The organism is Promicromonospora sp. Populi (assembly GCF_041081105.1).
Lineage (GTDB): Bacteria > Actinomycetota > Actinomycetes > Actinomycetales > Cellulomonadaceae > Promicromonospora.
This window is the reverse complement of the sequence record NZ_CP163528.1, coordinates 2,490,551-2,510,401: the sequence shown is the minus strand read 5'-3', so window position 1 is coordinate 2,510,401 and position 19,851 is coordinate 2,490,551. Positions and strand designations below refer to the sequence as shown.

Genomic DNA, 19,851 nt, shown 5'->3' with positions numbered 1-19,851 from the left:
CACAGCGTCCAAGAGCAGCACAGCGTCCAAGAGCAGCACAGCGTCCAAGAGCAGCACAGCGTCCAAGAGCACAGCGCAAGCAGATGGAAAGGGGTTCGCCGATGATCGCGGAGGCGGGATTCGAACGGCACGCACAATCGGCGCCGCACCCGGTCTCACCCACCGAGGAGCGCAACCCGCGTACCCGTGACATCGACGTGGTCTCCACGGCGGACATGGTGCGCATGATCACCGACGAGGACGCGGCCGTCATCGCCGCGGTACGCGCCGCGCACCCGCGCATCGTCGAGGCGATCGACATGGCGGTGGACGGGATCCGAGCCGGGGGACGGGTGCACTACGTGGGCTCGGGCACGTCGGGCCGCATGGGCCTGCTCGACGCCGCGGAGCTGTTGCCCACCTACGGCGTCGGCGAGGAGATGTTCGTGCCGCACCTCGCGGGCGGGCTGGGCGCCTTCAAGCGGGCGGTCGAGGGCGCGGAGGACGACGTCGCCGCCGGCGGGGCGCTTGTGACCGACGTCGGGCCGGCAGACATCGTGTTCGGGATCGCCGCCAGCGGAGGCACCCCGTACGTGGGCGGAGCGCTGGACATGGGCCGCTCCCGCGGGGCGCGCACCGTCCTGCTCGCATCGAACCCGTTCGCGACCCTGGCGCCGAAGGCCGACGTCCCGATCCTGGTGAACACCGGACCCGAGGCCATCACGGGATCCACGCGCATGAAGGCCGGGACCGCCCAGAAGATGGTGCTCAACACCTTCTCGACGGCCGTGATGGTGCGGCTCGGGAAGACGTACTCCAACCTCATGGTCGAGGTGCTCGCCACGAACATGAAGCTGCGGATCCGGCTGGTGCGCCTGCTCACGCAGGCGACCGACCTGGAGCCAGACGTGTGCGAGAACGCCCTGGCCGCTACCGACGGCGACCTGCGGGCCGCCCTCGTGATGCTCGTGGCGGGGGTGGACCGGTCAGTGGCGACGAGGGCCCTCGCCGTCGTCCCGGGACGGATCGGCGGCCCGTCCGTCCGCGAGGCCCTGGCGACGTTAGGCATCACCCCGGCTTGACGCCGTCCTTGGTTGTGGGCGTGACCGTTGTGACTACGCGACCGTTATAGGCGCAACGGTCACGCCCACAACGGAGGCTGCCCACAACGGAGGCTGCCCACAACGAAGGGCTGGCCACACGGAGGCTGCCCACAACGGAGGGCTGGGTCAGGCGGGGGCCGTGAGCTGGAGGTTGCCTGTCGGGGACGGGGCGGTGGCGACCTCGGCCGCAAGCTTGGCGACGAGGATGTCGCCGCCCTTGGTGAGCTGCTGCCCGCGCTCGGAGAACCCGAGGCGGCCGTGGAAGCGCAGCGAACCGGGGTTCGGCGGGTCCAGGTTGACCTCACAGGTGACGACGTCGTGGCCGGCCGTGCGGGCGGCGTCGAACACCGCGTCGTAGAAGAGCTTTCCGATGCCGCGGCCGCGCGCACCCTCGCCCACCACTATGCGGTCGACGTACAGGTGGTCCAGGCCGCGCTCCTCGAACCAGGCGTAGTTCTCGCCCGACCAGTCCTCGCCGCCGTCGAGCGCGACGACAAAACCGAGGGGGTCCGCGGGGGTCTCAGGGTCGACCGCGACCAGGGCGAGCGACGAGGCGTCCAGGAGCTCGGACATGTCGTCGGCCGGGGTGTCCGGGACGGCGGGGATCGCCGCGTTGTTGAGGCTGACCAAACGAGCGATGTCGGCGTCAGTGGCGGGGCGCAGCAGGGTGGCCGTAGACATGGCGCTATCACTCCAAGAGTTGGCAGGGGAACCCGTGGACCTTAGCCGTCGGGGCCCCCGCACGTCTGTGACCTGGGTCAAACAGTGGCGGCAGTCACGTGGGGCTCGGTCAGGCGGGGCTCGGTCACGCGGGTGCGGGGCGCGGGCCGAAGACCGCCGTGCCGACCCGCACCACTGTCGCGCCCTCGGCGATCGCTAGCTCCAGGTCGCCGGTCATGCCCATGGAGAGCTCGGTCGCCGAGCCCGTCCCTGGCGCGTCCGACGCGAGGACCTCGTCGCGGACGCCGCGCAGCCGGGCGAACCCGGCGCGGACAGTGTCCTCTCTTGAGTCGCCTTCTCTCGAGTTGCCCCCTCTCGAGTCGCCGTGTTCGCCGGACTCGCCCGGCTGCGCGTCGTCGGCAAGGTGGGCGCCGATCGTCATCAACCCGGTCAGGCGCAGGCCAGGCAGTGCGGCGACGGCGGTGGCGAGCGCGACGGCGTCGTCGGGCTCGATGCCGGACTTGGTCGCTTCACCCGTCACGTTGACCTGCACCATCACGTCCAGGGCGCGGGGGCCGGTGCGGCCGTCGCGCACGCAGCGGTCCGAGATCGCCTGCGCGAGGTCCAGTGAGTCGAGCGTCTCCAGGCCCGTGGCCGTGGCCAGCACCTGGTTGATCTTGTTGCGCTGCAGGTGCCCGATCATGTGGACCTGCAACGTGCCGTCCGCCACGCGGTCGGCCACGGCGGGTGCCTTCGCGACGAGCTCCTGCACGCGGTTCTCGCCGATCAGATCGACGCCCGCGGCGAGCACCTCGAGCACGGCGTCTGCCGTCTGCGTCTTCGTCGCGACCAGCAGCCGCACCTCGTCCGGGTTGCGCCCCGCGGCGTCGGCCGCCTTGGTGATGCGCCCGCGGACGGCGGCGAGACGGTCGGCGATCGAACCGGATGCGGGCTGGGGCTGGTCGGGCACGGGGTGAGTCTATTTCGGTGGGTGGCGGGCGCTGTCTCATTCGCCGTCCCGGGCCCTGTCGCAGCTGCTGTCTCGGGCCGTGTTTCAGCTGTGCCTCCGGGTGTGTCTCTGGCCGTGTCTCAGGTTCGGACTCAGGGTCGGTTTCAGGGGGTAACCCGGTTCCGCGGACGGGCCGCACTACGGAAGGATGGGGTCCATGAAGACGCTGCTGAACATCATCTGGGTCATCTTCGCGGGGTTCGGGCTGTGGCTCGGATACATGCTCGCGGGGATCATCTGCTGCCTGCTCATCGTCACCATCCCGTTCGGCGTCGCCTCCTTCCGCATCGCGGGGTACGCCCTGTGGCCGTTCGGGCGCGAGGTCGTCGAGAGCCCGCGCTCCGGTGTGTTCGCCCTGATCGGCAACGTGATCTGGGTGATCGTCGCCGGCTGGTGGCTCGCCCTGGGGCACATCATCACCGCGATCCCGCTGGTCATCTCGATCATCGGTATCCCCATGGCCTGGGCGAACCTCAAGCTGATCCCGGTCTCGCTCATGCCGCTCGGCAAGCAGATCGTGCCCAGCGACGCCCTGCTGCCGACCTACCGCAAGCAGGTCGCGGCCTGATCGGTTCGGCCTGATTGGTTCGGCCTGATCGGGCGCCGCTAGATCCGGCGGCGCCCGGTCGGATGCGGCTTGATCCGCCGGCGCCCGGTCGAATGCGGCTTGGTCCGGCAGGGCTTGGTCCGGCGGCTCAGTCGCGCGCGATCGGCGCCGTCGTCCCGCCGGTCAGGCGCAGCAGGTCGGCCGGCGCGAGGCCCACGTCGAGCCCGCGCCGGCCCCCGGAGACGTAGACCACGTCGTACAGCTCGGCGGACTCGTCCAGCACAGTGGTGTGCCGCGTCTTCTGCCCGAGTGGCGAGATGCCACCCACCACGTAGCCGGTAGCCCGCTCGGCCGCCGCGGGCTCGGCCATGGACGCCTTCTTGCCGCCTGCGGCGCGGGCCAGGGCCTTGAGGTCCAGCTTGCGGTCCACCGGGACGATACCGACCACGAGCTTCCCGTCGACGTCGGCCAGGAGCGTCTTGAACACCTGCGGCGCGTCGACGCCGATGGCCTCTGCCGCCTCCATGCCGTAGCTGAGGTCGCTCGCGGGGTCGTGCTCGTACGGGTGCAGCGTGTGCGGTACGCCCGCCTTCTCGAGCGACACGACCGCGGGGGTCCCGCCGGTCACACGCGAAGCTCTCTTCTCGGATCTCTTCTCCGCGTTTCTGGTCACGACGCGATTCTGCCGCTTCGGGGACGCGAAGGCGCCCGGATTTCGCGCCCGGATTTCGCGCCCGGAACTCGCGCACGGAACTCGCGCGCGAGCCACCGCCGTCGTCGGACCGTGCGGGCTGAAACCCGTAGAACTGAAGCCCGTAGAACCCGGTCGGAAACTCCGCGGTTAGCGTAGGAGCCGTGCTCGTGCTCCTGATCTTCGCCATCCTCGTAGGTGGCTCTCTGCAACGTGTGGCGGGGATGGGCTTCGGGCTCGTCGCCGGGCCGTTCATCGTGCTCCTCATCGGCCCGATCGAGGGTGTCCTGTTCGTCAACCTCGTGGGCGCGATGATGGCGCTGCTTGTGCTCGGGCGCACGATCCGCAGCGTCGACTGGCGTCGTTACGGGTGGCTCGTGTCGGCGTCGATCCTGGTCAGCGTTCCGGCGGCGCTGCTCATCCGCGACGCGAGCGCGTCCGCCCTGGAGATCGGCGTCGGCGGCATCATCGTGCTTGCCATGACGCTCGCCCTGGTCACCGCGCGTCTGCGCGGGCCGCGGCGCCCCTTCGCGCCGGAGGCGCGGCTGCCGCTGCTCATCACGGGTGCGGCGGCCGGGTTCGGCAGTGTCGCGGCCGGGATCGGGGGCCCGCCCATCGCCGTGTACTCCGTGCTCGACCGCTGGGACCCGCGGGCGTTCGCGGCCACCGCCCAGCCGATCTTCCTGACCAACGCGCTCGCGGCGATGGCGGCGAAGCTCTTGGTGGCGGACGCCACCTTCCCGGCTTTCGCCGTCTGGGAGTGGGTGGCGGTCTTCGTCGCGCTGGTTGCGTCCATCGGGCTGGGCGAGCTGCTCGTCGGGCGGGTGTCGGCGAGCGCCACGCGCAAGGTGCTCGTGGCGCTCGCCTATGTGGGTGGGTTCGCGACGCTGGGCCGGGGGCTGCTCGGGCTGGCCGGCTGACTGGTCAGCCCTTGGCGAGCGGCCCCAGGACCATCGCAGGCTCGCCCGACGGCGTCAGCTCGGCCACCCCGAGGTTGCCGACCGAGCAGCTTCCGCTACGCGGGCTGCCGGCGTTCCAGACCTGGCGCAGGCAGTTGCGCATCGCAAGCTGCCCCCAGTAGCTGGGGTGCAGCGACTCCTGGACGAAGTACGGCGAGTCGCCGATCGTGGTGACCGTCCGGATCTGGTTGACCCATTCGGTCCGGTTGACCGCGCCTGCCGACTGCCAGTTGGGCAGGCCCACCTCCTCGTACAGCCCGACGCCGGTCTCGCACAGCCGCCTGCCGTCGAACGCGTGCGTCATGTCGAGGGTGCGGACGTTCGGCATCCCGACGTCGGACGCGGCGCCGAGCAGCGCACCGTTGATGGTGGGCAGGGCCGTGGAGTTGGCCCAGTCGGCGTCCTGGTTCCAGAGGCCGCACCCGCCCGTGGACTGGCGCGTGTATCCGGACTCGGAGTACCGGAACCCGGAGCCGTTCGGCACGGGCGACGGGTAGGTCTGGACCACGAGCGTCCACTGCGAGGTGCTGTACCCGGCGTTGCTCATCGCGGTCGCCACGTTGCGGAGCGTCCCCGCCACCCGGGACCGGATGGCGGCTACGTTCGCGGCGGTGAAGTTGGCCGTGACCGAGCTGTCGTCGTGGCAGTAGTTCTTCCACCAGGTCGGCGAGGTCAGGAAGTTGACCACGCAGGTCTGGACGACGCTCGCGAACTCGAAGTCGTTCCCGCCGATCGAGACCACGACCATGCGGACGTTCCTTGAGGTGGCGGCCTGTTGGAGCGCGAGCGCCTGACCCTGGCCCGCCGAGCCGTTGTAGAAGTCGATGCCGGGCTTGAAGTTCGTGCCGGTCGCGGTGGCGGTGCGGGCACCGCTGCAGGCGAGGTTGAGGCCGTTCACGCCGCCGCCGATGTAGGCCTCGGCGGAGGACGCGCGATGGCAGCGTTCTATGGTCTCGCCGGTGCCGCTGGGGTTGTCGAAGTAGGCGGTCGGCCCGAGGGCGTCCGCGCGCTGGTAGTCGCTGTTGGAGGCGCCGGCCCAGCGGCCGGCCTCTCCGGAGATGTACGAGTCGCCGAGGGTCACGACCCACGGTGTCCCGACGCCGGGGCCGTCGGCGGCTAAGGGTGCTGTGGAGATTGGTGCTGTGGAGGCTGGTGCGGCGGGCGCCGGTGCTGCAGACGCCGGGGTTGCGGTGAGCACGAGGGCGGCGAGCAGGCTGAACGCGCTGAGGCCGGCGGTGAAGAGCGGGGTGAGGTGGCGGAGGTGGCGGTCGGGGCTTGGCAGGTGCGTCGTCATTGGCACTCCTGTGTCCACAGCAGTGCCCGCGCGGCACTGCTGACCGGGACTCTAATAGCAGGAGTCTAAGTCAAGACCGCTTTAAGGTAAATAGTTCGCAAACCTCGCAGTTGGGTGGTCGAATCTGCCCGGTCAGGCCTGCCCGTCAGGTCTGCTTGTCAGATCTGCCCGACGGCGACCACCGTCAGCACGACCTCGCCCGCCTCGTCGCTGGCCGCCAGGTCGATCTGCGCGGTGATGGCCCAGTCGTGATTGCGGTCGGCGTCGTCGAGCACTTGTCGCACCCACCAGGTCCCGGTCGCGACGCGGCCGGTCGTGCCGTCGTGGTCGCTGGCTTGCTCACCGTCGCTTGCGCTGTTCGCGCTGTCGTTCGCGCTGTCGTTCGCGCGGCCGGGCAGCTCCGCGCCTGACTCGAGGATCGTCAGCAGCGCGGCGGACCGCGCCTCCGGTCCGATCCCGATGGCGTCGTCGCCCTGCTCCTCGAACAGCGGGTCCAGGGCGTCGCCCCAGGCGTCGGCGTCCCAGCCGCCGCCCAGCGCGGCCAGCGCCCCGTAGGACTCGCGTGCGGCCAGCTCGACGCGGCGGAACATCGCGTTGCGGACCAGGCGGCGGAACGCGCGCGGGTTGCCGGTGACCGGCCTGACGGGGGCCTCGGCCCCGGCGTCGGCCAGCTCGCCGTCCGTCACGAGGTCTGCATCATCGTCCACTGGGTTCGCCAAGCGTTCCCACTCGTCGAGCAACGACGAGTCCACGCCACGCACTAGCTCGCCGAGCCACTCGATGATCTCCTGCACCTCTTCGGTGCGGTGCTCGTCGGGGACCACCTGGCGCACGGCGCGGTAGGCGTCGGCAAGGTAGCGCAGCACCACGCCCTCGGTGCGCTCCAGCCCGTACACGCTCACGATCTCGGCGAACGTCATGGCCTTCTCGACCATGTCGCGGACCACGGACTTGGGGGAGAGCTCGGCGTCCGCCACCCACGGGTTGGTGCGGCGGTAGGTCTGGAACGCCGGCTCCAGGAGGTCGGCCAGCGGCTTGGGCCAGGTCACCGCTTCGAGGAGCTCCATGCGCTCCTCGTACTCGATCCCCTCGGCCTTCATCGCGGCGACGGCCTCGCCGCGCGCCTTGTTCTGCTGCCCCATGAGTACCTGGCGGGGATCGTCGAGGGTCGCCTCGATGACGGAGACGACGTCGAGCGGGTGCGTCGCGCTCTCGACGTCGAGCAGATCCATGGCCGCCAGGGCGAACGGGGACAGGGGCTGGTTCAGTGCGAAGTCGCGGGGGAGGTCGACCATGAGGCGGGCCGACGGGCGGAGGCTTGCGCCGTCGGACCCTGCGCCGTCGGACCTTGCGCCGTCTGAGCCTGTGCTTGGGACCCGGACCTTCTCGACGACACCCGCGAGCCGCAGCGACCGGTAGATACGGAACGCCTGGCGCACATGCTCGGCCTGCTGCGTCTCGGTGTCGTGGTTCGCAGTCAGGAGGTGGCGCATGGCGTCGATCGGGTCGTCTCCCGTGCCGGACCGGCCGCCGGTGCCTGCCCGGGCCAGGACGTTGAGCACCATCGCGTGATTCACGCGGAACTGGGAGACGAGCTGCTCGGGATCGGCGTCGCGCAGGCGCTCGAAGGTGGCGTCGGTCCAGTTCACGGAGCCGGACGGTGCCTTCTTACGCACGATCTTCTTGAGCTTCTTCGGGTCGTCGCCGGCCTTCGCCAGGATCTTGCGGTTCTCGATGACGTGCTCAGGCGCCATGACGAGCACCTCGCCCACCGTGTCGTACCCGGCACGGCCCGCGCGCCCGGCGATCTGGTGGAACTCGCGCGCGCTGAGGTGTCGCATGCGTTCGCCGTCGAACTTCACGAGGCTGGTCAACAGGACCGTGCGGATCGGCACGTTGATGCCCACGCCCAGGGTGTCCGTGCCGCACACGACCTTGAGCAGGCCCTTCTGGGTGAGGCGCTCCACGAGGCGGCGGTACTTGGGCAGCATCCCGGCGTGGTGGACGCCGACGCCGTGCCGGAGGAACTTGCTGAGCGTCTTGCCGAACCCGGTGCCGAACCGGAAGGCGCCCATCTCCGCGATGATGGCCTCCTTCTCGGACTTGCTCGACACGTTCATCGACAGCATCGACTGCGCGCGGTCGACGGCGTCCTTCTGCGTGAAGTGGACCACGTACACCGGGGCGCGATGGGTCGTCACGAGCTCCTGGATGACGTCCGTGAGCGGTTCGATCACGTAGGAGAAGGTGAGCGGCACCGGGCGCTCGGCGTCCGCTACCTCGGCGACGGGTCGGCCCGTGCGCTCCTCGATGTCCTCGCGGAGGAGGGTCGTGTCGCCGAGCGTGGCGCTCATGAGGATGAACTGCGTGTCCTTGAGCTCCAGCAGCGGCACCTGCCAGGCCCAGCCGCGCTGCGGGTCGCCGTAGTAGTGGAACTCGTCCATGACTACCTGCGAGATGGCGTCATCGGGGGTGTCGCTGCTGCTGGTGGTGCTCGTGCTGCTGTCGCTGGTGGCACTGCTGTCGCTGGTGGCACTGCTGCCGCGGCGGAGCGCGACGTTGGCGAGGATCTCAGCGGTGCAGCAGATGATCGGGGCGTCCGGGTTGACCGCGGAGTCGCCGGTCATCATGCCGACGTTCTTCGAGCCGAACGCCGCCACCAGGTCGAAGAACTTCTCGCTGACCAGCGCCTTCAGCGGGGCCGTGTAGTAGGTGCGGCCGCCCCGTCCTGACCGGTGGGCCGCCAGGGCGGCAAACTGCGCCCCCATGGCGACCATTGACTTTCCGGAGCCGGTAGGGGTCGCAAGCACCACATGGGAGCCCGTCATGACCTCCAGGAGCGCCTCCTCCTGGTGCGGGTAGAGCGTCCGCCCGCCTGCGGCGGCCCACTCGCTGAAGCTCTCGAACAGGACATCGGGATCGGGGTCCTTGCCCGTCGGTGCGGGCAGGTATGGGATCAGCGTCCCGGCGGGCTTCGGGTTGCCCGACGCCGAGCCGGGCTGGCCGGCGGTTGAGGGAGCTGTCGAGGGGGCTGCGGATGGCGTGGAGGTCGTCGAAGAGGGCGCGGTCATGATGCTGCCCATTCTTGCAGGCGGGTGAAGGGCGCTGTCGGGTCGGCGGGCTTCGGGTGGGTGTTGGGGTGAGGCGTTCGGTTGAGGTGTTCGGGGTGAGGTGGGGCTAGTCGGGTCAGGCGGCTCGGGTTCGAGACCCTCGTGCCGTCATGACGCCGAGAGAGCTCGACCACAGGTTGCCTCTCTGAAGTGTTGTGCACAGATCTGAAGTTATGGCTTCCGTGCGGACGGTTGTTCCATATTGTGGGGGCCAAGGTGGGTTGGGCCAAGGCGGGTGTGCCTGAGCGGGTGCGCCCTAGCGGGCGGGCCTGAGCTGGCGGGCTTGTGTGGGGTCTCCTGTGCGGAGGCGCCCGAGTGCGATGTGACCAGGCGAGGGGAGGTGATGGTTGTGGTGATCGAGATGCCGCAGCCTGCGGGTGAAGCGTCCGGTGCCCCGCGTGCGGTGGCCGACGTCGTAGCCGACCTCGAGCGAGTCGTGGACGAGCTGGTGGCGGTAGCGGGCCCGGGAGCGCTTGATGCGCTGGAGAGCGTTGGTGCTGGCGTCGGCGCGGTGGCAGATCGGCTGACGATGCTGTCGCCCGTCTTGCGTCAGGCGGTGCACCGTCTCGATGTCCTGCGAGTGTCCTGGTTGCCGAGGATCGAGGTGCACGGCCTGTGGGCCACAGACGGGTCCCGAACGTTCCCGGCCTGGCTGTCCCGGCGCGAGGGAGTGCGGTACGGGACCGCGAGCAGGGACGTGAAGGCCGGTCGTCGGCTCGCCGCGTATCTGCCGGCAACGCTGGCGGGTGCGCTCGCCGGTCGGGTAGGGCCGGAGCAGCTGCGCGCGATGATCGACAAGGCTCCGACTTCTGAGGCGCGCGCCGAGGCACTGAGCGAGGAGGTCCTGGTGGACCCCGGTGTGACCGAGCTCGAGGTGATCGGGAGCGGCGAGCCCGGGGACGGCGAGCCCGAGCCTGAGGCCGAGGCCGAGGCCGAGACTGGAGCCGGTGAGGGCGAGGGCGAGGGCGACGGGCCGAAGGGCGACGTGATGACGCGGGAGGAGCTGCTGCTCACCCACATCGACCTGAACACCCCGGACGGCTTCCGGCGGATTGTGGACCGGTTCGCCGACCAGGCCGACCCCGACGCCGACGAGCGGGGATACCGGTTCGCCAAGGAGCGCGAGCACCTTGAGCTCGCCAAGACCCTGGACGGCTTCCATGTCCGAGGGTTCCTCACCGACGAGCACGGTCACGCGCTGAGCACAGCTCTCGAGTCGGTGATGGGCAAGCCCACCCCGGGTGACGACCGGACGGCGACCCAGCGGCGGGCTCAGGCGCTCGCCGACCTCGCACGCACGGCGCTCGACAACGGTCGGACCGGTTCTGGTGCCGCGGTGCGACCGCAGATCACCGTCTTGGTATCGCTGAGCGAGATGGACCGGCTCGTCGGTGGCACGAACGATCGCGATTCCGCCGGTGCCGGTGCCGGTGCCGGTGCCGGTGGAGGTGGAGGTGGAGGGGCGGGCGGAGGCCTAGGCGCGGGTGCGGGCGGAGGCGCGGGTGCCGGCACCGGGTCTGCGCCCGTCCGAGCCGGGGCTGCATTCGGGTCGGTCCCGCCGACGTTGACCGGGAACGGGCGGGACAGCGTGCTTCCGCGGAGCCTGTTCCGCCGCCTGGCGTGCGACAGCGCCATCACCCGGGTGGTGTTCGGTCCGGAGGGTTCGGTGCTCGACGTCGGCAGGGCGCACCGAACGGTGACCGGGCAGATGCGCAGAGCCGTGATCGCCCGGGACCGGCACTGCGTGTACCCGGGTTGCGATCAGCCGCCATCACGGTGCGAGGTTCACCACGCGATCCGGCACTGGGCTGACGGCGGCGAGACCTCCGTGGCCAACAGCGCGCTGCTCTGCTACCACCACCATGACCTGGTCGATACGACCGGCATCACCATGCGGTGGCGCGAACGGGTCGGAGGGTGGGCGTTCACGGACCGACACGGCCGGCCGATCGCCCAGCCTGGCTGGCAGACCGAGGCTGTGGTCCGGTCCGGCACGGTTGCACCGCCGGACTGGGCAGGCTGACTGTCGCGTGGTCTGAGATCGAGCGGATCGCACGCCGAAGGTCGAGGGCCTGGGGCTTGGCGCGCCGGCCGCTTTGGGGCAGGCCGAATGGACTGGTCAGTCGGCTCGGGCCGGTGGCCGAGCGGACCGCCGACCACGGACGGTCGGTCGGTCGGTCGGTCGGTCCGCCGGTCCGTCGGTCGGCCCGTGCGCCGGTTGGACCGTGCGTTGGCCGGCCCGTGCGCTGGTTGGACCGTGCGTTGGGCGGACTGCGTGTTGGGCGGATGTGCGTCGGTGGGACTGTGCGTTGGGCGGACTGCGGGCGTGCTCATTCGGGCCAGGTGATCCGCCCGGGCGGCACGCTTAGGGCAGAGGCCGTTCTTCGACGGAAGGCGCGTCTGTGGCCGATCCCTCGGTGACCGGTTCCTCGATCGCTGGTTCTTGGAGACCCGGTTCTTCGATGATCCGGTCTTCGAGCGCCCGCGCCTCGTCGACCACCAGTTCGTCGACCACCACCTCGTTCACTGGCTCGCCGCTTGCCGGTCCTTCCTTCACTCGCTTCTCGCCGGCCTGGACAGCGATCACGCCGGCAAGGATCAAGACGCCGCCGACGAGCTGGATCGTCCGGGGCAGCTCGCCGAGAAGCAGCCAGGCGAACCCGATCGCGGAGACGACCTCGAACAGCCCGACGAAGGAGGACAACCGAGGACCCAGGAGACGGCCCGCGCCGATCCCGGTGACGTAGGCGAGTGCAGCGGTCACCACACCGAGGCCAAGCACCGGTAGCCACCAGGGCACCGCGGTGCCCGCATAGACCGGCGGTGCAGAGCTGTACTCCAGCGGCATGAGTCCAGTCACGCCGAGCAGCCCCAGCGCCAGAGTGGCGGTCGTCAGACCTCCGGCAGCAAGGGCGAGCGGCGGCAGGCCCGTGTCGACGTTGGCGTTGATGACGAAGTATGTCGAGACCCCGAGCATCGCGACCAGGGCCCAGCCGACCCCGACAGGGTTGACGGAGGCTGTCCCCGGAGCGCCGGAGAACAGCTCCAGGACGAGCACCAGCCCGACGGCGGCGAGCAGCGTGCCCATGATGGTCGCCCTGGTCGGGCGTTGGCCGTGCCGCAACCAGAACCAGAGCACCACTACCGCCGGCGCGGTGTACTCGATGAGCAGAGCCGGGCCGATCGACATGTACTGGACGGCGGAGAAGTAGGCGAACTGGCAGCCTGCGACGGAGACCGCTCCGTAGATGGCGATGAGCCCGAGATTGCGGCGAACGGGGCGCCAGTCACCACGCAGCGACACGATGCCGAGCGGGAGCACCACGACCGCCGCGATCGCGACCCGCGCGAGAACCATCGCGCCGGGGCTCCAGCCCGTGTCGAGCAGCCCGGACGCAAACACCCCGGAGAGGCTGAACGTCGCGGCGGAGACGGCGGCGAGCACCAGGCCTGCGGAGAGACGGCGCGCGGACGGCGACTTGGCAGGGCCGAACCCTCGTGTGCTGGTCTGGCTGCGCTGTCCACGCTGTTGCCGACCGACGTCGACGACGCCTGGCCGGCTGGTGTCAGGTGTCACGATGCTCATGACCAATGACGCTAGGGGACCATGGAGTAATGTGTCAACATGGTTTTTGCTCATGACACCGAGGAATCGCTCCAGGCTGCCGTGACACTGGTGAACGCGGGCGAACCGCCGGTCTCGATAGCTACGGTGCGGGACCTCGACGCGTTCTTCGTCGAACAGAACTACACGGGACGGCACGACCGGACGGAGCCCGAGCTGCACGAGGTGCTCGCGCTGCAGCCGAGCTTGCGAGAGCTGCTCACCGCCGACCGGGACTCGGCTGCGGTCCTGGTGAACGGCATGCTGGCCAACGCCGGCGCGGTACCCCAGCTCGTCCGCCACCCGCCCGTCGACTGGCACATCCACGCCGTCCCGGCCGACGCGCCGCTTGCCACCCGCATCCTGGTGGAGACGGCGATGGCGATGATCGACGTCATCCGGGAGGACGAGCTCTCACGCCTTGCCCTGTGCGCCGACAGCGACTGCGAGGGGATCGTCCTGGACCTCTCCCGCAACCGGTCACGCCGCTACTGCTCGACGACGTGCAGCAACCGCAATGCCCAGGCGGCCCATCGGGCTCGACGCGCGGATCAACCGGCGACTGTGTAGCCGCCGACTGTTCAGCGACCGACTGTTCAGCGACCGACTGTTCAGCGACCGACTGTTCAGCCGTTGACTGTTCAGCCGTTGACTGTTCAGCCGCCGACCGTTCAGCCGTCAACCTTGTAGCGGGCCCGCCCGGACGCCACCGCCGCGAGGATCGTGTCGGTCACCCCGGCGACGTCGTCCGGCAGGTCGGTCAGCACGACGCCGGGCGGGTTCGAGCCCGGCGCCGTCGCCCGCACGAAGTCGTCGTGCATGTGCCGAGCGGCATCGAGGTCGGTGAAGCCGTGGCCGGTGCGCGTCGCGACCCGATCCAGGCAGGTCTCGACCGGCGGCAGGATCACCACGTAGTCGATCACGTCGATTCCGGCCAGGGCAGCGAAGGCGGGCAGGAACCACGGGCCGACCACGCCGTCGTACACCACCGTCATGCCACCCGCGGCGAAGCGCCCGGCAGCTGCGGCCGCCGCACGGATCGTCGTGTCGTTCTGGGTGTGCGACTCGGGCAGCCAGGGTGCGATGCTCCCGCGACGCAGGAACGCGAAGAACGCGTCACCCTCCACGAGGACGCTTGGTTCCCAGCGGTCGGCGAGTGCCTCGGACACGGTGGACTTTCCAGAGCCAGGTGGCCCGGTCACGACCAGCAGTCCTGGTGCAGCATTCATGTCAGCCCGGCTCATGTCAGCTTGGTTCATGTCAGTTCCGTTCCTGCCGGCTTGGTTCGTGCCGGTTCCGTTCGTGCCGGTTCCGTTAGTGCTGGTCCCGTTCGTGCTGGTCTCGTTCTGACCGGTCATCCCAGGTCCCACAGGAGCCGGTAGTACGCGACGCGCTCGGGATCTTCGTCGATCCCGTAGGCCTCATAGACCAGGTGCTCGTACCCAGGGCCGTAGTTCCAGTCCAGGCTGTACGTCGCGATAGCGAGGTCGGCCCACCGGTCGGCGACGCCGAGCGCGCCGAGGTCGACGTGCGCGGCCCAGCGGCCGTCGTCGTCGAGCAGGGTGTTGGGGGCACAGGCGTCGCCGTGGCAGACGACGAGCCTGTCGTGGTCCGGGGTCTCGAGGAGGCGGGCACGCGTCTCCACCGCCCAGCCGTCGGCCGCGTGGCCGCGTGCCGCTCGTAGCTCGGCGCCCGTGATCCGGTCGCTGACGCTCCAGGTCCAGGGGCACCTGTCGATGGGCAGTGCATCGTGCAGCGCCCGCAGTCCGGATCCGATCGCGCTGGCCGCAGTCTCGGGATCAGCCAGCCAGCGCGGGTCGACGGCGGAGCGCGCCTCGATCGCGACCGTCGCCAGCCACTCGGCGTTCTCGTCGGCACCGGCTTCGAGCACCTGCGGTACCGGCGTGTACTGCGCCGCCCAGCGCATCCGGGCGGCCTCGTCGGCGAGGTCGATACCCTCGGCCACCGACCGGTCCGTGCGAGGTGCCCATTTCACGAAGAAGGGGCTTTGCCTTGCCGCTCCACCTGGGCCTGGCGCCGCGCTCGGATCGGGTACCGGTTCGTCGGACGGATCGACCCGGAACGTCAACCCGCCCAGCTCGTTGGTCCACACCGGCGTCACAAGCGCATTGCCGGCGAGCTCGCGCACGGCGTCGGGCACGGGGACTGCGCCGGTGGGGATGGTCATAGGGCTAGGTTGTCAGGTTCGGCTGCGCGAAACGACGTCATTTCCGGCCCTTGGCCCGCGCCCCGTCCACCTACCTCCACACCCACCTGGGTGCCTGCCTGCACGGCAGGATCTCCTCCGAACGATGTACGCGGGTCCCGCGTGATCGCCAGTTTGGCCGACGACGTCGCGAGCCGGCGACGGCAGGGTCGGCACATGCCAACCAACACACCAGCTGGTCCGGACACTGCGACGTCGGACACTGCGACGTCGGACACTGCGACGTCGGACACTGCGACGTCGGACACTGCGACGTCGGAACCTGCGACGTCGGAACCTGCGACGTCGGAACCTGCGACGTCGGAACCCGCGCCGTCCGATTTCGGTACGACCGAGCGAGCGACGACCGGCGCGCCCGTGAGCGCCACGGTGAGCCCGGCCGGACGGATCATCGCGCTCGACGTCCTGCGGGGGATCGCGATTCTGGGGACGCTCGCCAGCAACGTCTGGATATTTTCCACGCCTGGCGGTCCCGCCGAGTGGTTCTCCGACGGTTTCGCCATGGCCGACCCCATACAGCGGGTGCTCCAGGCGCTGGCCAACGGAAAGTTCCTTGGGCTGCTCACCCTGTTGTTCGGGGTGGGCCTGGAGCTGCAGTACCGGTCCATGGTCCGGCGCGGCATGCCGTGGCCCGGCCGCTACGCCCTGCGGGCCTCGATCCTGTTCGTCGAGGGTCTGGTGCACTACATCCTGGTCTTCGAGTTCGACGTCCTAATGGGGTATGCGATCGCGTCAGTGCTGGCCGCGTACCTGATCGGGCGCAGCGATCGAGTGGTGCGCGCCTGGGGCGGGGTAATTGCTGCGATCTATGTGACGGCGATCCTCGGCCTCACCGCGCTGCTCGTTGCCATGCCTGATGTCTCCGCCGGTGCGGGCGGCGCTGCAGCGGGTGCTTCGGGTGCTGGGGCTGCTGCGGATGTGTCGACAGCCAGCTGGCTGGACCAGGTGCTGCTCCGGATCACCCATATGGAGGTGTTCCGGATCGAGCTCCTCCTGATCGTGCCGTCGGCCACCGTGCTGTTCCTTGTGGGCTCACGCCTCGTTCGCGCGGGCATGTTCTCCATGACGGAGGACGGAGCGCGGCTGCGTCGTCGGCTCGCGTGGGTCGGGCTGGGCGCGGGTGTGCCGCTCAACGCGCTGACAACCTGGGCCGGGCAAGACTGGTTCCTGGTGGACCGATACCTGGTCCCGCCACTGGTCGCTCTCGGCATCCTGGCGCTGGGTACGACCCTCGTTGACCGGGCACAGAGGCGTGCGCAGGCGCGTGCGCAAGTAGAGGCGCAGGCGCTGGAACGGGCGCAGACCCAGCAACTGGCGCAGACCCAGCAACTGGCGCAGACCCAGCAACTGGCGCAGACCCAGCAACAGACCCAGCAAGAGGGGCAGGAACAAGAGGGGCAGGAACAGGAACAAGTACGGGCGCTTTCACCGCTTCCGTCGCCGGGCCGGAGGCTGGCTGGCCTGCTGCACCGCGGCGTCGAAGGGGTCGGCCGGACTGCGCTGTCGTGCTACGTGCTGCAGAACGTGCTGGCTTCGGCGATCTGCTACGACTGGGGCTTGGGGCTCGCCGGTGGCAGCCCGTGGCAGGTTGTCGCGATCTGGGCGGTCATCTCGACGATGCTGATGGTGGCGGCCCCACTGTGGCTGCGTCGGTGGTCGCGCGGGCCGATCGAGCTGCTGATGCACCGCGTCTATGACACGCGTCGTCGGTGATCTCGCTGATGATGCTCTCGCGGGCTTCGCGGGCTTCGCGGGCTTCGCGGGCTTCGCGGGCTTCGCGGGCTTCGCGGGCTTCGCGGGCTTCGCGGGCTTCGCGGGCTTCGCGGGCTTCGCGGGCTTCGCGGGCCTCGCGACCTACCGCGATGCCACGCGCCGGGTGCGGACCGCCTCTTCGGCGTCCCACAGTGCTCGGTAGTACGTGGTGCGCTCGTGGTCCGGGGCGACGCCGTACGCGGCGAGCACCAGCGGCTCCAGACCCGGACCGTAGCGACGGGTGACGCTGCGCGTGGTCACCGCGATGTCGGACCAGCGGTCCGCGACGCCCAGGTCGCCGACATCGACGTGTGCCGCGAACCGGCCGACCTCGTCGAGAAGGGTGTTCGGTACGGTCGCGTCGCCGTGGCACACGACGAGCCGGTCGACCGGCGGTGGGTTGCGCAGGGCGCTGCTGATCGTGGCAGGCTCAGTGGCGGGCTCAGCATCACGCTCGGTGACTCGATTCGCGATTCGCTCCCGGAGTCGCCCTCGGAGTCGCTTCGTGGCGGTGCGCGGTGCCGTCAGGCCGGCTGCGAGGTCGGCGACCCGCACCTCCGCTGTGCGGAGATAGGGACAGGTGTCCGTGGGGAGCGCGTCGTGGAACCGGCGCAGCCCGACTCCCACCGCGATCGCGGAGCGTTCCGCCAGTGCGCGCCACTGGGGTTCGATGGCCGACGTCGTTATCGCACCGCCGGCCTCGACCGCTGCCGTGAGCAGCCACGAGCCGTGTTCGTCCCAGCCGACGTCGAGCACCCGCGGGACCGGGGTGTACGAGCCGGCCCAGATCAGACGGTCGGCCTCAGCGAGCGGGTCAGGACAGGCCGCGGCGTACGGAACCCACTTGAGGTACGAGCTCCGCGCCCTGCGCCGGACGTTCTTGCGCCCGACGCTGTTCCGTCCCATCGCGTTCTGCTCTGCCGCGAACTGATTTGTTGTGCTCGAGCTGAGCTGGTGCGCGCTGTTCTGGTGCGCGGCGTCCATGTGTGCCGCGTGCTGGTGGTCCCCGTGCGGGTGTTCTGCATGCTGGGGCGCCTCGAACTGGTGCAGGGCGTCTTGGTTCCCGCTGTCGTGGTGTCCGCTGTCTTGGTGCCCGCTGTCGTGATGCCTGCCGTCTCGGTAGCCACCGTCTTGGTGCCTGCTGTCCGGGTACGCCGTGCTCTGACGTGCGGTGCTCTGGTGCGCCGTGTTCTGGAGCGTGGAGTTCAGCTGGGCCAGCCGTCGCACCGTCCCGCTATCGGACCGACGGGCGCGCCCGGGTGCTGGATCGGACGGCGGGTCCAGTACTGGAACGCCTGCTGGATCGAGTCCCGGATCTGGTGCCGCATGGATTGTTGGATCCAGCATCGGCGCGGGTAACTGACCGTGCGCCTGGCCGCCCTGCGCGGTCGGTCCGCTCCGGCGATCCTCGAGCCGGACCGTGAACCCGCCGTACTCGTTGCGCCACACGGGTACGACCGTCGCTCCGGACCGCAACCGTGCGGCCAAGGCAAATACGACGGGCGGTACTTCGACGGGCGTCGGACTGATGCCGACGAGCGCGCTCGACACACCATCATCGTCCCATAGAGCGGGTGAAAAAGGGCTCCCGGTTTGTGGCCTCCTTGGGCACAGGGCGACACGGGAGCAGTCGAGTGGCCAACCCGAGTGGCCAACCCGAGTGGCCAACCCGACAGGGCAACCGAGCGACCGGCCTGAGAGGGCGGCCTGAGTGGCCAACCTGAGAGGGCCGCACGGTTGGCCAACCAGACGGGGCAGACCGAACGGGCAGCATGGAGGCCGGGCGCTCGACGCGCGGATCGGCGTCGGGCACCCGGCCTCAGTGGGCGGTTGGGCTGGTTGCATCGGGTCGGCCGCATCGGGTCGGCCGCATCGGGTCGGCCCCGTCGAGTCAGTCCGTCAGGTCGGCCCCGTCAGGTCGGCCCCGTCAGGTGTCGGCCCCGTCGGGTCACCCGGCCCGAGCGTCAGACGGCCCTAAGCGCGCCCCTAGCGCCCAGGCTCGAGAGCTGTGTCTGCGAAGTCTCTGCCTGCGAGTCGGCCCCCGAGCTCGCCGACGCCGAGCCGGTGACGGTGACGTCCACGCACTGGTAGAAGGCGTTGACGGTGTTGGCGATGTTCCAGCGGGCGAAGATGGTGTGGTTCCCGGCGGGCAGGCCGGTCAGGGTGTGCTCGACGGTCGAGCCGGGCTGGGCGCCGCCGTCGTTCACGGTCTTGACGAGCTGGCCGTCCACGAAGTACTCCCATGTGGACGTGGCGTGGTTCGCAGTGATCTGCCAGCGGAACGTGGTGCTGCTGCTGATGTTGGTGCGTGGCCACGGCAGTGAAGCGTTGTCGACCACGGTGAAGCGGCTGCCGCCAGAGCACTGTGTGGAACCCTTCGGGGCCTCGATGCTCTGCGGCTCGTACTGGAGGCCACCGCAGTCGAAGCTGACGGTGCCCTTGGCGCAGTGGTCCGCTCGGCTCGGCGGGCTGGTGATCCAGCCGTGGGCCTGCGCCTGCGGGACGAGCGCACTCGGGGCGGCGACGAGGAAGGCCGCAGCGAGCGCAAGGGCTGCGAGGGCGGACAGCAGGATTCGGGGCTGGGGGGTGGCGATGCGTGCACGATTCACGGTTATTGCCTTCCGTTGCGCGGGCGGGGCTCGCGGTGTGGGCCGGCCTGAGGGTGAGGGACGACCCGTGCGCGGGTGAAATTTTGCGGGTGAAATTTCCTACACATCGAACATAGGAAATGTTCGCTTTGCTGACAATGAGGGTGAATTCGTACGCGGTTCCTCGTAGTTCGCCGGTACGGCGCCCTGCCCGCCGTCCGGTTGCCCCCAGTCGCCCCGCCGTAAAACCGCCCCGCCGTAAAACCACCCCGCCGTCGGCCGCCCAGCCGCCGGAGAACGCACGAACGGCCGGCGTCCGACGTGGCGG

18 protein-coding genes are annotated in these 19,851 nt (G+C 69.9%); 7 read left to right on the top strand and 11 right to left on the bottom strand.

The annotated features are described in order from the left end of the window. Positions 1–101: 101 nt before the first annotated feature. Positions 102–1,061 carry an N-acetylmuramic acid 6-phosphate etherase gene (locus tag AB1046_RS11465; RefSeq protein WP_369375377.1) on the top strand — a complete coding sequence of 320 codons (960 nt, stop codon included), beginning with the start codon at positions 102–104 and terminating at the stop codon, positions 1,059–1,061. 147 nt (positions 1,062–1,208) lie between these two features. Here the strand turns inward: AB1046_RS11465 and AB1046_RS11460 are convergent, their stop codons facing one another. Both AB1046_RS11460 and AB1046_RS11455 read right to left on the bottom strand, forming a co-directional pair. Continuing rightward, positions 1,209–1,763: a GNAT family N-acetyltransferase gene (locus tag AB1046_RS11460; RefSeq protein WP_369375375.1), complete on the bottom strand. Its 555-nt coding sequence runs from the start codon at positions 1,761–1,763 to the stop codon at positions 1,209–1,211. Positions 1,764–1,887: 124 nt separating this feature from the next. Beyond that, the gene (locus AB1046_RS11455) at positions 1,888–2,712 is read right to left on the bottom strand and encodes a YggS family pyridoxal phosphate-dependent enzyme (RefSeq protein ID WP_369375373.1); all 825 of its coding nucleotides are present in this window, start codon (positions 2,710–2,712) and stop codon (positions 1,888–1,890) included. 196 nt (positions 2,713–2,908) lie between these two features. Between AB1046_RS11455 and AB1046_RS11450 the strand changes: the two genes are divergently transcribed. Further along, positions 2,909–3,319 carry a YccF domain-containing protein gene (locus AB1046_RS11450; protein WP_369375371.1) on the top strand — a complete coding sequence of 137 codons (411 nt, stop codon included), beginning with the start codon at positions 2,909–2,911 and terminating at the stop codon, positions 3,317–3,319. 127 nt (positions 3,320–3,446) lie between these two features. On the opposite strand, the gene ybaK is transcribed toward AB1046_RS11450, so the two are convergent. Then, positions 3,447–3,971 carry a Cys-tRNA(Pro) deacylase gene (gene ybaK / locus AB1046_RS11445; RefSeq protein ID WP_369375369.1) on the bottom strand — a complete coding sequence of 175 codons (525 nt, stop codon included), beginning with the start codon at positions 3,969–3,971 and terminating at the stop codon, positions 3,447–3,449. Positions 3,972–4,153: 182 nt separating this feature from the next. On the opposite strand from ybaK, the gene AB1046_RS11440 reads away from it, so the two are divergent. Beyond that, positions 4,154–4,909, top strand: coding sequence for a TSUP family transporter (locus AB1046_RS11440; RefSeq protein ID WP_369375367.1), 756 nt, complete (start codon positions 4,154–4,156; stop codon positions 4,907–4,909). A gap of 4 nt (positions 4,910–4,913) precedes the next feature. Here the strand turns inward: AB1046_RS11440 and AB1046_RS11435 are convergent, their stop codons facing one another. Beyond that, on the bottom strand, positions 4,914–6,242 hold the full coding sequence (locus AB1046_RS11435; RefSeq protein ID WP_369375365.1) for a hypothetical protein: 1,329 nt from the start codon (positions 6,240–6,242) through the stop codon (positions 4,914–4,916). A gap of 158 nt (positions 6,243–6,400) precedes the next feature. After that, positions 6,401–9,313, bottom strand: coding sequence for a DEAD/DEAH box helicase (locus AB1046_RS11430; RefSeq protein WP_369375363.1), 2,913 nt, complete (start codon positions 9,311–9,313; stop codon positions 6,401–6,403). 382 nt (positions 9,314–9,695) lie between these two features. Here AB1046_RS11430 and AB1046_RS11425 point away from each other — a divergent pair, with 382 nt between their 5' ends. Further along, positions 9,696–11,375, top strand: coding sequence for a DUF222 domain-containing protein (locus AB1046_RS11425; RefSeq protein ID WP_369375361.1), 1,680 nt, complete (start codon positions 9,696–9,698; stop codon positions 11,373–11,375). 342 nt (positions 11,376–11,717) lie between these two features. Here the strand turns inward: AB1046_RS11425 and AB1046_RS11420 are convergent, their stop codons facing one another. Further along, positions 11,718–12,938, bottom strand: coding sequence for a DMT family transporter (locus AB1046_RS11420; protein ID WP_369375359.1), 1,221 nt, complete (start codon positions 12,936–12,938; stop codon positions 11,718–11,720). Between the two features lie 39 nt (positions 12,939–12,977). Here AB1046_RS11420 and AB1046_RS11415 point away from each other — a divergent pair, with 39 nt between their 5' ends. Next, positions 12,978–13,526, top strand: coding sequence for a CGNR zinc finger domain-containing protein (locus tag AB1046_RS11415; protein WP_369375357.1), 549 nt, complete (start codon positions 12,978–12,980; stop codon positions 13,524–13,526). A gap of 101 nt (positions 13,527–13,627) precedes the next feature. Here the strand turns inward: AB1046_RS11415 and AB1046_RS11410 are convergent, their stop codons facing one another. Together AB1046_RS11410 and AB1046_RS11405 are read right to left on the bottom strand one after the other, a co-directional pair. Then, the gene (locus AB1046_RS11410) at positions 13,628–14,215 is read right to left on the bottom strand and encodes an AAA family ATPase (RefSeq protein ID WP_369375355.1); all 588 of its coding nucleotides are present in this window, start codon (positions 14,213–14,215) and stop codon (positions 13,628–13,630) included. Positions 14,216–14,310: 95 nt separating this feature from the next. Then, on the bottom strand, positions 14,311–15,144 hold the full coding sequence (locus AB1046_RS11405; protein WP_369375353.1) for a phosphotransferase: 834 nt from the start codon (positions 15,142–15,144) through the stop codon (positions 14,311–14,313). Between the two features lie 396 nt (positions 15,145–15,540). On the opposite strand from AB1046_RS11405, the gene AB1046_RS11400 reads away from it, so the two are divergent. After that, positions 15,541–16,896: a DUF418 domain-containing protein gene (locus tag AB1046_RS11400; protein ID WP_369375351.1), complete on the top strand. Its 1,356-nt coding sequence runs from the start codon at positions 15,541–15,543 to the stop codon at positions 16,894–16,896. Beyond that, the gene (locus tag AB1046_RS11395; protein WP_369375349.1) at positions 16,877–17,098 is read left to right on the top strand and encodes a hypothetical protein; all 222 of its coding nucleotides are present in this window, start codon (positions 16,877–16,879) and stop codon (positions 17,096–17,098) included. The genes AB1046_RS11400 and AB1046_RS11395 overlap by 20 nt, the downstream gene beginning before the upstream one ends. Here the strand turns inward: AB1046_RS11395 and AB1046_RS11390 are convergent. From AB1046_RS11390 to AB1046_RS11380, 3 genes are all read right to left on the bottom strand, one after another. Further along, complete coding sequence (locus AB1046_RS11390) at positions 17,038–17,841, bottom strand: phosphotransferase (protein WP_369375347.1); 804 nt, start codon at positions 17,839–17,841, stop codon at positions 17,038–17,040. The genes AB1046_RS11395 and AB1046_RS11390 overlap by 61 nt on opposite strands. A 299-nt stretch (positions 17,842–18,140) precedes the next feature. After that, the gene (locus tag AB1046_RS11385; RefSeq protein ID WP_369375346.1) at positions 18,141–18,263 is read right to left on the bottom strand and encodes a hypothetical protein; all 123 of its coding nucleotides are present in this window, start codon (positions 18,261–18,263) and stop codon (positions 18,141–18,143) included. A gap of 636 nt (positions 18,264–18,899) precedes the next feature. Beyond that, positions 18,900–19,544, bottom strand: coding sequence for a lytic polysaccharide monooxygenase auxiliary activity family 9 protein (locus AB1046_RS11380; RefSeq protein WP_369375344.1), 645 nt, complete (start codon positions 19,542–19,544; stop codon positions 18,900–18,902). Positions 19,545–19,851 lie beyond the last annotated feature (307 nt).